Annotated in this window: 11 protein-coding genes and 1 other RNA gene; 8 read left to right on the forward strand and 4 right to left on the reverse strand. The window is 67.4% G+C overall.

What is annotated here, in order from left to right:
* Nucleotides 1-38: 38 nt before the first annotated feature.
* A complete protein-coding gene (locus F788_RS0102240) occupies nucleotides 39-1,160 on the reverse strand; it encodes a trypsin-like peptidase domain-containing protein (RefSeq protein ID WP_019592836.1) in 1,122 nt (373 codons plus the stop codon).
* Nucleotides 1,161-1,586: 426 nt separating this feature from the next.
* On the opposite strand from F788_RS0102240, the gene F788_RS0102245 reads away from it, so the two are divergent.
* The 6 genes from F788_RS0102245 to F788_RS0102270 all read left to right on the forward strand — a co-directional run bounded on the left by F788_RS0102245 (nucleotide 1,587) and on the right by F788_RS0102270 (nucleotide 6,479).
* Nucleotides 1,587-2,333, forward strand: a complete 747-nt coding sequence (locus F788_RS0102245) for a Nif3-like dinuclear metal center hexameric protein (protein WP_019589129.1) — start codon at nucleotides 1,587-1,589, stop codon at nucleotides 2,331-2,333.
* Nucleotides 2,334-2,566: 233 nt separating this feature from the next.
* Nucleotides 2,567-3,172 (forward strand): ubiquinol-cytochrome c reductase iron-sulfur subunit, encoded by a 606-nt coding sequence (gene petA / locus F788_RS0102250; protein WP_026300780.1) that lies wholly within the window; start codon nucleotides 2,567-2,569, stop codon nucleotides 3,170-3,172.
* The gene (locus F788_RS0102255; protein ID WP_019589130.1) at nucleotides 3,172-4,581 is read left to right on the forward strand and encodes a cytochrome bc complex cytochrome b subunit; all 1,410 of its coding nucleotides are present in this window, start codon (nucleotides 3,172-3,174) and stop codon (nucleotides 4,579-4,581) included. The genes petA and F788_RS0102255 overlap by 1 nt, the downstream gene beginning before the upstream one ends.
* A complete protein-coding gene (locus F788_RS0102260; protein ID WP_018869858.1) occupies nucleotides 4,581-5,318 on the forward strand; it encodes a cytochrome c1 in 738 nt (245 codons plus the stop codon). Before F788_RS0102255 ends, F788_RS0102260 begins: the two co-directional genes overlap by 1 nt.
* Before the next feature lie 100 nt (nucleotides 5,319-5,418).
* Nucleotides 5,419-6,045, forward strand: coding sequence for a glutathione S-transferase N-terminal domain-containing protein (locus tag F788_RS0102265; protein ID WP_019021441.1), 627 nt, complete (start codon nucleotides 5,419-5,421; stop codon nucleotides 6,043-6,045).
* Complete coding sequence (locus F788_RS0102270) at nucleotides 6,042-6,479, forward strand: ClpXP protease specificity-enhancing factor (RefSeq protein WP_018869860.1); 438 nt, start codon at nucleotides 6,042-6,044, stop codon at nucleotides 6,477-6,479. Before F788_RS0102265 ends, F788_RS0102270 begins: the two co-directional genes overlap by 4 nt.
* A gap of 9 nt (nucleotides 6,480-6,488) precedes the next feature.
* On the opposite strand, the gene F788_RS0102275 is transcribed toward F788_RS0102270, so the two are convergent.
* Genes F788_RS0102275 through F788_RS0102285 form a run of 3 tightly spaced genes read right to left on the reverse strand, consistent with a single transcriptional unit; the run spans nucleotide 6,489 to nucleotide 10,038 of the window.
* Nucleotides 6,489-7,862, reverse strand: a complete 1,374-nt coding sequence (locus tag F788_RS0102275; RefSeq protein ID WP_019589131.1) for an FAD-binding oxidoreductase — start codon at nucleotides 7,860-7,862, stop codon at nucleotides 6,489-6,491.
* Nucleotides 7,859-8,215: a YraN family protein gene (locus F788_RS0102280; protein WP_019570421.1), complete on the reverse strand. Its 357-nt coding sequence runs from the start codon at nucleotides 8,213-8,215 to the stop codon at nucleotides 7,859-7,861. Before F788_RS0102280 ends, F788_RS0102275 begins: the two co-directional genes overlap by 4 nt.
* A complete protein-coding gene (locus F788_RS0102285; RefSeq protein WP_019589132.1) occupies nucleotides 8,215-10,038 on the reverse strand; it encodes a penicillin-binding protein activator in 1,824 nt (607 codons plus the stop codon). The genes F788_RS0102280 and F788_RS0102285 overlap by 1 nt, the downstream gene beginning before the upstream one ends.
* Nucleotides 10,039-10,143: 105 nt before the next feature.
* Between F788_RS0102285 and rsmI the strand changes: the two genes are divergently transcribed.
* Nucleotides 10,144-11,040: a 16S rRNA (cytidine(1402)-2'-O)-methyltransferase gene (gene rsmI / locus F788_RS0102290; RefSeq protein ID WP_019570419.1), complete on the forward strand. Its 897-nt coding sequence runs from the start codon at nucleotides 10,144-10,146 to the stop codon at nucleotides 11,038-11,040.
* 51 nt (nucleotides 11,041-11,091) lie between these two features.
* Nucleotides 11,092-11,446: RNase P RNA component class A (gene rnpB / locus F788_RS13520), an RNA gene on the forward strand.
* Nucleotides 11,447-11,635: the final 189 nt, after the last annotated feature.

Raw genomic sequence — 11,635 nt, forward strand, 5'->3', positions numbered from 1 at the left:
CCCGAGGCCGCGGCACGCGGGAGAGGGTGGCGCCGGCGTCAGACGGGGCGCTGGGCGACTTCTGCTGCCAGATCGTGGCGGTCGCCGGCGCGCTCGATGCGGATGTCCAGTGATTCGCCCGGCGCCGTGCGGGCGATGATGTCGAGGGCATCGCGCGGGGATTCCACCCGGTCACCGTTGAGGTGAGTGATCACGTCCCCGGGCTCGATGCCGGCCTGTGCGGCGGGTCCTTCGCGCAGCACACCGGCGACCAGCACCCCCAGGGCATCGTCGATACCGAACGAGCGGGCGAGGTCCGGGCTCAGGGACTGGACTTCGATCCCCAGCCAGCCGCGCGTTACATAGCCCTGTTCGATGATCTGGGTCATCACGTCACGGGCCAGATCCGCCGGGATCGCAAAGCCGATCCCGTGGGAGCCGCCGGAGCGGGAAAAGATAGCGGTGTTGATCCCCACCAGCTCGCCGTGCGCATTGATCAGCGCCCCGCCCGAATTGCCGGGATTGATGGCGGCGTCGGTCTGGATGAAATCCTCGAAGGTGTTGATGCCCAGACGGTTGCGACCGGTGGCCGACACGATGCCCTGGGTCACGGTCTGGCCCACCCCGAACGGATTGCCGATGGCGAGGACCACATCGCCCACCCGCAGATCGCTGGACCGGCCGAGGGGGGCGACCGGCGGCTCCTCGGTCTCCACCCGCAGCACCGCCAGGTCGGTGTCCGGATCGATCCCGATGATCTCCGCGGGCAGCGCCCGATCATCGGGCAGGACCACCGCGATCGCCTCGGCTTCTTCGATCACGTGATGGTTGGTCAGTATGTGCCCCTGCCCGGTCATGATCACGCCCGAGCCCAGGCTGGATTCCTCGCGTTCGCCGGGCGGCGGGACCCGGCGGCCGAAGAATTCCTCCAGCAGCATGCCCGGGTCCGGCTCCACGGTGCGCGAGGCCATGATGTTCACCACGGCCGGGGCCGAGCGTTCCACGGCCGGCGCATAGGAAGCGGGCGCGGCTGTGGCATCCTCGGCCGGCGTTGCCACCCGGTCCACGGTCGTGCCGTCCTCGCCGGTACCGAGCCAGTCCGGGAAGAACACCGCGATCGCCACCGCGATCAGGACGCCGGTCGCCGCAGCTTGCAGGAAGAAGCGAGAAAAATTCACCATATGGGGCAGCTTAAGGAAACACTGGTCCATGTGCACGTGCGCGTTGGTGCCCCGGGTTTTCCGAGACAAGGCGCGTCGTGCAGCGGGTAGTCGTGCAGCGGGTAGTGGTTCTTACCCGCAAGCGGCGCAACGCAGGATCGGGGAACCCGGGGCGCCAACCCCGAAGGGGCTCGGCCGCCCGTTGTTGATCAAAACGGGCGCGCGCACGGCGTTGCGGCTTCCTTGTGCAGAATGACTGCACGGCGGTCGCCGCGCCTTGTTCGCACGCAAAAGCGTCTCGAGCGCGAACGTGCACATGGACCAGTGTTTCCTTAAGGAAACGCGCGTCCATGTGCACGCCCGCCCGCGCGGATCATGTGATCCTGACACCCCCAGTCCCAACCCCTTGCCCGGGTCGTCGGCCCGGCCGGAACCGGAGTCCCTCCCATGCATCGTGACGAGCTGCTTGCGGGCCTCGACGCCCAACTCGAGCCTGCCCGGTTTACCGATTACTGTCCCAATGGCCTGCAGGTCGAGGGCCGCGCCGAGGTGCGCCACGTGGTCAGTGCCGTGACCGCCTCCGCTGCCACCATCGAGGCCGCCGCGGAGCGCGGCGCCGATGTCCTGCTGGTGCATCACGGCTATTTCTGGAAAGGCGAGCCGCAGGTCATCACCGGCATGAAGCAGCGGCGGATCCGTCGCCTGCTGGAGAGCGGAATGAACCTCGTCGCCTACCATCTGCCCCTGGATGCCCATCCGGAGATGGGCAACAACGCCTCCCTGGCACGCGACCTGGGGCTGATAGCCGACGGTACGCTGCGTGACGACGGCGTGGGCCTGGTCGGCGCGCCGGACGAGCCGCTCTCGGCCCCGGGGCTTGCCAGCCGCATCGCCACCGCCCTCGGACGCGAGCCCCTGCTGGTTACCGCCGGCGAACACCCCGTGCGCCGGGTGGCCTGGTGCAGCGGGGGCGCCCAGTCGTTGCTGCCCCGCGCCGCCGAGCTGGGCGCCGATGCCTACATCAGCGGCGAGATCTCCGAACAGACCACGCACGAGGCGCGCGAGCTGGGCGTGCACTACCTGGCCGCCGGCCACCACGCGACGGAGCGGGGCGGACCGCGGGCGCTGGGCGAATGGTGCGCGCGGACGTTCGACCTGACCCACGAATTCCTCGATCTCGACAACCCGGCCTGATACCCTGCGCCGCGGGCCGCAGCCGTCTGCTGCCGGCGGACGCCCCGGATCCTGCGACGCCGCGACGATCCGCGTCGTACTTGACCTTATTAGCGTGTTCGGGAATTCTATTACGATTTTCCTGCCCGCCCGTCGGGTCCGAACAAGAGAGCCACAAGGCTCCTTCGAGCAGGCTGCGCCCGGCGGGTGCATCCTCGCATCACGCTTTCAACACGTTGTTTGGAGAGACAAACATGGCAAACCAAGGCGTAAATCGAGGCCGTCGCCGGTTCCTCGTCGCCGCGACTTCGGTCGTGGGCGGGGCCGGTGTGGCTGCAGTCGCCGCACCGATGCTGGCGTCCCTGCAGCCGAGTGCGCGCGCCCAGGCGGCCGGGGCTCCGGTCGAGGTCGCCCTCGGCGAGATCGAACCGGGCCAGCGCATCTCCGTCGAGTGGCGCGGCCAGCCCATCTGGGTGGTCCGGCGCACGGACGAGATGATCGAAGGGCTGTCCAAGATCACGGACCGTCTGCGCGACCCGAACTCCGAAGTCGAGGAGCAGCAGCCTCCTTACGCCCAGAACGAACACCGTTCGATCGATCCCGAATTCCTCGTCGTGATCGGCATCTGCACCCATCTGGGATGCTCGCCGACCTATCGTCCGGAAATCGGTGATCCCGAGATGGGGGCCGCCTGGCAGGGCGGCTGGCTGTGCGGTTGCCACGGTTCCCGCTTCGACCTGGCCGGACGCGTCTACTCCAACATGCCGGCGGCCACCAATCTCGTGATCCCGCCGTACAAGTATCTCACGGACGACGTGATCCTGGTTGGCGAAGACGACGAAGAAGGAGGGACCGTCTGATGGCCAGTAATCCGGACGAAAAGATCCAGGGCGGCTTCCTGGGCTGGGTGGATGCACGCTTCCCCCTGTCCCAGATGTGGAACGACCACCTGGCCAAGTATTACGCGCCGAAGAACTTCAACTTCTGGTATTTCTTCGGCTCGCTGGCCCTGCTGGTGCTGGTCATCCAGATCGTCACCGGCATCTTCCTGACCATGTTCTACAAGCCGGACGCGGAGCTCGCCTTCTCGTCCGTCGAGTACATCATGCGTGACGTGGAATGGGGCTGGCTCATCCGCTACATGCATTCCACCGGCGCCTCGATGTTCTTCGTCGTGGTCTATCTGCACATGTTCCGGGCGCTCCTGTACGGCTCCTACAAGAAGCCGCGCGAGCTGATCTGGATCTTCGGCATGCTGATCTACGTCGTGCTGATGGCCGAGGCCTTCGCCGGCTATCTGCTGCCGTGGGGCCAGATGTCCTACTGGGGCGCGCAGGTGATCGTGAACCTGTTCCAGACCATCCCGTACATCGGGCCGGAGCTGGTGACCTGGATTCGCGGTGACTTCCTGCTCTCGGATGCCACGCTGAACCGGTTCTTCGCCCTGCACGTGGTGGCCCTGCCGCTGGTGCTGATCCTGTTGGTGGCCGCGCACATCATCGCGCTGCACGAGGTGGGTTCGAACAACCCCGACGGCGTCGAGATCAAGGCCCACAAGGACGAGAACGGCATTCCGAAGGACGGCATCCGGTTCCACCCGTACTACACGGTGAAGGACATCGTGGGCGTGGGCGTGTTCCTGATCGTCTTCTTTGCCATCGTGTTCTTCGCCCCCGAGGGTGGCGGCTACTTCCTGAAGCCGGACAACTTCATCCCGTCCGATCCGCTGGTGACCCCTGACCTGATCCCGCCGGTCTGGTACTTCACCTCGATGTACTCGGTGCTGCGCTCCGTGCCGGATCCGTTCCTGGGCGTGGTGGCCATGGGGGCCGCGGTGGTGATCCTGTTCGTCATCCCCTGGCTGGACCGCAACCCCGTCAAGTCGATGCGCTATCGCTCGTTCGCGGCCAAGTTCAACCTGGCGGTGTTCGTGGTTGCGTTCGTGATCCTCGGCTGGCTGGGCCTGCAGCAGGCCACCACCGCGGTCAGCGACATGAGCCTGCGCTTCGCTCAGGTCTACTTCCTGTTCTTCTTCCTGCTGTGGTTCCTGTCGCGGGAGCGTTCGGCCGGCTTCAGCATCCTGGCGTTCCTGGTGCTGGTCGCGATCTACACGTTCTACGACGTGGTCCGCTTCGATCCGGACGAGGCCTCCCTGATCATGTGGGGCTGGCTCATCCCGACCGTTTATCTGTTCGTGACCATGGTGGCCCCCGTGTTCGCACGTGGTCTGGGCCGTGACCGTGCCGTTCCGCAAAGGGTGACTTCGTGATGAAAAAGCTGATTGCTGCAACCTTCGTGGGCCTCGCGGCCCTGTTCATGGGGCCGGCGGGTACCGCCGGCGCCAGCGAACTGATGTCGGCCAACGTGGACATCTCCAACCAGAACGCGCTGCAGCGGGGTGCCCGCCTGTTCGCGGACAACTGCATGGGATGCCACTCGACCAAGTACGAGCGTTACAACCGGGTCGGCAAGGGCATCGGCCTGACCGAAGAGCACATGGAAGAGCACTTCATCTTCGTCACCGACGAAGAGGGTGAGCCGGTAGGTGTCGGTTCGCTGATGGAGATCGCCATGGAAGACGACTATGCCGAAGAGGCCTTCGGCGTTGTCCCGCCGGATCTGACCCTGACCGCCCGCATCCACGGCGAGGACTGGCTGTATACCTTCCTCAAGTCGTTCTACCGTGACGAGTCCCGTCCGCTGGGCGCCAACAACACCATCTTCAGTAATGTCGGCATGCCGCATGTCCTGTGGCACAAGCAGGGCTGGCAGGAGCTGGTCGAGGACGAGGATGGCAACGAACGCCTGGAACTGGTCGAGAGCGGCAGCATGAGTCCGACCGAATACGATCGAGCGGTGCGCGACATCGTTACCTATCTGTCGTACATCGGCGAACCCGTGCAGCTGGAGCGCCAGCGGATCGGGGTCTTCGTGATGATCTTCCTCGCCTTCTTTACCGTGCTGGCGTACTTCTTGAAAAAGGAATACTGGAAGGACGTACACTAGGCGGGACGAGCCGTAGTCGGCGTGCCCCGGAAGACCGGGGTGCGCCGGCATCCTGTACCGTCGACCCGGCGGAACCCCATGCCGGGCTAGGGAGAATGCCATGGCGCTGGTCGCCAACCGCCGTTCCGTTATGACGCTGTTTTCTGCACACGACTGCGTGCGCTGTCACCGGGTGCGCATCATCCTCGCCGAGAAGGACATCGCGGTGGACGTGGTCAATCTCGGGCCCGACGACATGCCCGAAGATCTCTCCGACCTGAACCCGTACAACGAGGTCCCCACCCTGGTGGACCGGGATCTGGCCCTGTACGGGACCCATGTCATCACCGAGTATCTCGACGAGCGCTTCCCGCATCCGCCACTGATGCCGGTGGATCCGGTCTCGCGCGCGGCCGCGCGTCTGGCGCTCTATCGCGTCGAGCGCGACTGGTACGAGGGACTGGACAACCTCGCGAAGGCTTCGGGTTCCGGTATCAGCAAGGCCCGCAAGGTGCTCAAGGAGAGCTTTATCGCGTCCGGCGAGATCTTTGAACTCAAGCCGTACTTCCTGAGTGACGAGTTCAGTATCGTGGATGCGGCCATCGCCCCGGTCATCTGGCGGTTGCCGGCCGTGGGCATCGAACTGGAAAGCCTGCCGCAGGCGATCCAGGACTATGCCGAACGGGTGTGCCGGCGCGAATCCTTCTCCATCAGCCTGACCGAAGCCGAACGGGAGCTGCGGCTTTGACTTCTTCCCGCCCCTATCTGCTGCGTGCCCTGTGGGACTGGATCACCGACAACGGCATGACACCGCACCTGCTGGTGGATGCCACGGTGGACGGCACGGTCGTGCCGGACGCCTTCGTCGAGCAGGGCAAGATCACCCTGAATGTGGGCCCCACGGCCGTGCAGGGTCTGGAGCTGGGGGACGAGTACGTGTCGTTCTCGGCACGGTTCGCCGGCAGTCCGATGGATGTCTTCGTGCCGCAGACCGCGGTGATGGCGATCTACGCGCGCGAGAACGGCCAGGGGATGATGTTCGGCAGCGAGCCCGGGCCGGATCCGGACCCCGGTCCCGGAGACGGGCCGCCGGATGACGGCGACGACGCGGGTGATGGCGGCGAGGGCGGCGACGAGGCGCCCCGGCGCAAGGGCGGCCCGTCCCTGACCGTGGTCAAGTAAGGCCGCGCGTCACGGCGCGGGCGGCGCCTTCCCCGGATTGAGGATCCCGTCCGGATCGAACACCGCCCGCACCCCTTCCATCAGCGTCAGTGCGGCCGGATCCAGTTCGCGATCCACGAACGGTCGCTTGACCAGTCCTACGCCATGTTCCCCCGACAGGCTGCCGTCGAGCGACAGGACGAGGCGGAACACTTCATCCAGACACACTTCGGCCCGTTGCATCTCTTCCGGGTCGTCCGGATTGACCAGCAGGTTCACGTGGATGTTGCCGTTGCCGGCGTGGCCGAAGTTGACGATGCGGATGGCATGCCGCTCGGCCAGTTCCTCGAGGCCGCCGATCAGGGCGGGGATCCGCGATACCGGCACCACGACATCTTCGTTGATCTTCTTCGGGGCAATGGTCCGCAGCGCCGGTGACAGGGCCTTGCGTACCTGCCAGAGACGCTCCATCGCCTCCGGTGTGTCCGCGACATCCACGCTCAGGGCCCCTTCGGCGGCCGCCCCGCGGATCCCGTCGGTCCGGGTCTCGATGATCTCGGCGGGACCGTCGGACTCGATCATCAGGATGGCCCCGGCGTCTTCCGGCAGTTCCACCCCGCCATACCCGCGGATCATCCCGATCGCCGAGCGATCCATGAACTCCAGCGCCGAAGGCGACTCCGCGCGCGCCATCAGTCTTGCGACTGCCCGGGCCGCCGCATCGATACTCGGGTAGACCGCCTGCAGCAGGCGGGTGCACTCCGGACGGGGTGTCAGCTTGAGGGTCGCCTGGGTGATGATCCCCAGAGTTCCCTCCGAGCCGATCAGCAGGCGGGTGAGGTCGTAGCCGACCACACCCTTGGTGGTGCGTACGCCGGTGCGAAAGTATTCCCCGGTGCCCGCGACGGCCTCCAGACCAAGCGTATTGTCGCGCGGCGTTCCGTACTTCACCGCGTGCGGCCCGGCCGAGTTGTAGGCGAGATTCCCTCCCAGGGTGCAATACGCGGCGCTGGTCGGGTCGGGCGGCCAGAAGAAACCGTGTTCGCCTGCCGCGGCCTGAATCTCGGCGTTGGTGACCCCGGGTTCGGCAACCAGCCAGCGATTCGCGGGATCCACATCCACGATGCGGTTCATGCGCTCCAGGGACAGCACCAGCCCGCCGCGGTCGGGAACCGCTGCACCGGTCGTCCCCGTGCCCCGGCCGCGCGCCACCAGCGGCGCCCCGAGGCGCCGGCACAGGCGGACGAGTTCGACGACGGTCTGACTGTCGCGGGCGAACGCCACGGCTTCGGGCGGGGCGTGCAGCCGCGAATTGTCGGCGCCATAGGCCCAGCAGTCCGCCGGGTCCAGCAGGCGGTCCTCCGGCGGCAGCAGGCGTTCGATCTCGCGCGCCAGATCGCTCATGAGTCGTCCGCCCGGATCGCGTCCACGATCCATTCCACGCCGCCATCACCGTCCAGCGCCACAACGTCGAAGCGAGCCGGGCCGTTCCAGTCTTCCTCCAGCATCCAGGTTTCCGCCATGCGCACCAGTTTGCGGCGTTTGCGCCGGTCGACGCTCTCGAGCCCGCCTCCGTAGTCCTGATTACTACGCATGCGGACCTCGACGAAGACCACGGTGTCCCCTTCGCGCAGAATCAGATCCAGCTCGCCCCAGGGACGCCGGACATTGCTGGCGACCAGCCGCAGCCCGCGATCCTGGAGATAGCGCGCGGCGCGTTGTTCGGCCTGCTGGCCGGATTCTCCCGGACGAAACATCAGTCCGAGGGAGTTCCGGCATCCAGCCGCCGGGGTTCACCACGGACGAACCGCGCCCAGGCCGGCGTCCGCTGCCAGTCACCGGTCAACGGGTTGAGTTGCCACTCGCCGGCGGTACCGACGAGCGTCGTATGCGGGGCCGCGTAGCTTGTATCGGCGCGCACGGCCAGGCGCCGGGCGTCCATGCCGAGGGCATAGAAGCGCGGCAGTCCGGATTGTTCCCGCAGCGGCTCGGCTCCGGTGTTCCCCAGCGCGGCGATTTCAGTGAACAGGCCGGGCGCATCCGGGAAGGCGATCCCGTTGAGATCGCGGTCGCGCGAGGCGTCGGGGCGGCCCGGATAGACGTGTGGCGTGGACATCATCGGCAGGCGCGACGCCTGGTGGAAATGCAGATGCGGCGCGATGCGGCGTACGTCGGCAGCGCTCCCCGCGACGAAGATGTAACCGACATCGGCGCGAATCTGCGGGTCGCCTTCAAGACCGAGTCCGAGGCGCCGGGACACCGACGCAATGCGCTCGCGACTGCGATCAATCCCGACGTGGGCGGCGATGCGGTCGTTGAGGTCCCCGGCGCGAGTGTCCACCCGCGCCACCTCCCGCGGTGGTTCCCCGTGTTCCTCGGCGGCCAGTGACCATGCGGACGCCAGGCGATCACCGAAGGCCCCCTCGGCGATGATGCCGAGGCCGGCGCCCCAGCCGGTGCGAGCCGCGCGGTCGGCAACGGCACGGGCGTCGGCCTCGGGATCCAGCGCCAGTGCGGTCACAGCGCGCGGCAGCGGGTTGGCAGTGCGGTTGAGGAGCACGCCGGGGCGATGCTCCTCGAGGTCGGCCACCGCGGCGACGGCATCGCGCTGCAGCGGGCCGATAATGTGATCGGCACCTTCGAGGACTGCATCCCGGTAAAGGGCAACGGCCTGGCGTGGATCGCCCCGGGTATCGCGCACCCGCAGCTGCCCCTGGCCGTCGGCATAATGCGCCCGGGTGATGCCGTCGAGAACCGCCTCTCCAAGGCCGGCCAGATTGCCCGACATTGGCAGCAGGACCACCGTATCTCCGGCCGGGTCCGCGCTGGCGGGCGACGCCGCGAGCAGCTCCGGGAGATGGCTGTTCGCGGGATGCCGGGGGAAGGCTTGCTGCCAGCGTTGGGCAAACGTTTCCGCTGCGGCGGCATCGTCTGCCCGGCCAAGTCCCCGGAACAGTTGGTGCCAGCCATCGGCCCCGACGATGTCCTCGCGCCCGAGTCGTTCCCGCTGGGTCGGGCGCAGGGCGGCCATGAGGCCCCAGATCCGCTCATGGTTGGCGGTCTGCAGATCGGGTTCCAGGGTCAGCAGCGAATCCAGCCGAAATCGCACATTCAGGGCCTGATACCATTGCTGTTCCCATTCCAGCAGCCGGGCATGCAGCTCCATCCCGCGCCGATGGAATTCCGGGGTGCGTGTCGGATCGTCCGGATCGTCGGCCCCCAGGCGCTCGGCCGCGAGGTCGGCCTCCCCGCGGTGCCAGGCCAGCCAGCCGCCGCGCACGCGGTCGGCAAGCGGGCGTGGCTCCGCGTCGGGCAGGCGGTTCCAGGCCGCCTCCGCGCGTTCCAGCAACGGTTCCGGGACCGGGTCCAGTGCCAGCACCGCGTCGACCGCGGCCCGCAATTCCTCCGCCTCGGCCTGCTCGTCCGGCAACGCCTCGATCCGCTCGAGCCGATGCTCGGCCAGCGGCTCCGGGGCCAGCTCGATCTCGGCCGGGATTTCGGGGTCCGGGTCCGGTGTCGGCGCGGGATCCGGTTGCGGCGCAGCGCAGGCGGCCATCAGGCCGGCCGCCAGCAGTACCATGAGCGGGCGCGTCAGGCCCGGGCCCGGCACGGAGCGGTGTAGCGGGCGGAGGGGGAGCGGGAGTCGGTTCACGGCAGACATCGGATTGGCGATAAGGAGTCAGTATTGGAAGCGCGCGAAACAGTGTCAACGCAGGGCGGAACCCTGTGGGTGGTGGCCACCCCGATCGGCAACCGGGCCGATCTGGGGCAGCGCGCCCGGGATGTATTGTCGCATGTCTCGCGCATCGCGGCGGAGGATACGCGTCACAGCCGCGCGCTGCTGGCGCCGCTGGGCATCGACACGCCGCTGGTCAGTCTGCACGAACACAACGAAGAACAGCGCGTCGCGGGGCTGCTCGCACAGCTGGCCGCGGGCGAAGATGTGGCGCTGATCTCGGATGCGGGCACCCCGCTGGTGTCGGACCCCGGGTTTCGCCTGGTCCGCGGGGCCCGCGAAGCCGGCCATGCCCTGCGCGCGGTGCCCGGCCCGAGCGCCCCCCTGGCCGCGCTGGCGGTCTCGGGGATGCCGAGCGACCGGTTCTGTTTTGACGGCTTCCTGCCGCACGCCGCCGGTGCGCGCGAAAGACGCCTGGCCGAACTGCTGGCGCGTCCGCAGACCGGCATCGTGTTCGAGTCCGCGCATCGCATCCTTGCGGCGGCCCGGGAGCTGGCCGCGCAGGCGCCGGACCGCTCCGTGTTCCTTGGGCGCGAGCTGACCAAGCAATACGAGGAACATTATTACGGTCCGGCCGGCCGCCTGCCCGAATGGCTGGAGGCGGATGCCTGGCGCACGCGCGGGGAATTCGTGCTGGTGCTGGCCCCGGCGCCGGCCGTCGACGCAGACGGCGACGCGCTGTCGGGCGAACATGAACGGCTGCTGGCCGGCCTGGTCGCCGAGCTTCCGGTCAAGCGGGCCGCGCGCCTGCTGGCGGATGCCACCGGGCTGCCGCGCAACCGGCTCTACGCCCGCGCGCTGGAGCTGCAGCAGGCGGACCGCGAAGAGGGCGATGATCCCGCCTGACTGCCCCGGATATCCTTGCATCCGGAGCAGGGCGCGGGTAAAAGGGGAACGGGAGTCGGCCGGGCGGTCGCTGCGCCCGCGTGGCGTGGAGGAAAGTCCGGGCTCCGCAGGGCAGGACGCCAGGTAACACCTGGGCGGCGCGAGCCGACGGAAAGTGCAGCAGAAAACATACCGCCGATGGCCCGGCTCGTTCGGGCACAGGCAAGGGTGAAATGGTGCGGTAAGAGCGCACCGCACGGCTGGTAACAGTCCGTGGCAAGGTAAACCCCGTCCGGAGCAAGGCCAAATAGGGGTGCATGGTGTGGCCCGCATCGCACCCGGGTAGGCTGCTTGAGGCGTCCGGTGACGGACGTCCCAGATGAATGATCGTTCTCGACAGAACCCGGCTTACAGGCCGGCTCCCACTTTTCCCCACCATTGTCCCCGCGTGTCTCGCGCGCCCCGGCCGGGTGTTCGCGAAATCATCAAGTAATTTCTCAAGAGTGATCGCCAGGCTCCTGGTTTCCAACGGTCCGTTCCGGTTCTCTCCCGTCGCATTGACCGCGTCTCGTAAGTCTCTGTGATGCAAGGCTTATTTTTCTCGTGCAAGCCCGTT

The sequence above is a fragment of the Thioalkalivibrio sp. ALE10 genome (assembly GCF_000381385.1).
Lineage (GTDB): Bacteria > Pseudomonadota > Gammaproteobacteria > Ectothiorhodospirales > Ectothiorhodospiraceae > Thioalkalivibrio.